Genomic DNA, 572 nt, shown 5'->3' with positions numbered 1-572 from the left:
GACAGCCGGGCGATCGCCGCGCAGGCGGGTTCCGCGCGCTCGGCGCTGGTGATCGGCGCGAGCTTCATCGGGCTGGAGGTCGCTGCCTCGCTGCGCGCACGGGGGCTGGCGGTGCATGTCGTGGCACCGGATCCGGTGCCGATGCGGCGCGTCCTCGGCCCCGAGCTCGGTGCGTTCGTGCGCGACCTGCATGCCTCGCACGGCGTGGTCTYCCACCTCGGCGCCACGGTGGCGCGGGTCGATGGCTCACAGGTCCGGCTGGCCGACGGCACGCTGGTCGAGGCCGACCTGATCGTCGCCGGCGTGGGCGTGCGGCCCGCACTCGCGCTGGCCGAACAGGCGGGGCTGGCCGTCGACCGGGGCGTCAGCGTCGACGCGTGGCTGCAGACCAGCGCGCCGGGCATCTTCGCGGCCGGCGACATCGCGCGCTGGCCGGATCCGCATTCGGGCGAGCGCATCCGCGTCGAGCACTGGGCGCTCGCCGAGCGCCAGGGCCAGGTCGCCGCGCTGAACATGCTCGGCCGGCGCCGCGCCTTCGACATCAGCCCGTTCTTCTGGAGCCAGCACTACGA

Annotated in this window: 1 protein-coding gene; it reads left to right on the top strand. The window is 75.0% G+C overall.

All coding sequences use genetic code 11. The annotated features are described in order from the left end of the window. On the top strand, positions 1-572 hold a 572-nt coding region (locus tag AC1D01_RS38005), incomplete at both ends, for an NAD(P)/FAD-dependent oxidoreductase (protein WP_477875164.1).

Source organism: Rhizobacter sp. P3_B12, from assembly GCF_056402895.1.
The sequence above is the reverse complement of the archived record's forward strand: the minus strand, read 5'-3'. Positions and strand labels throughout refer to the sequence as shown.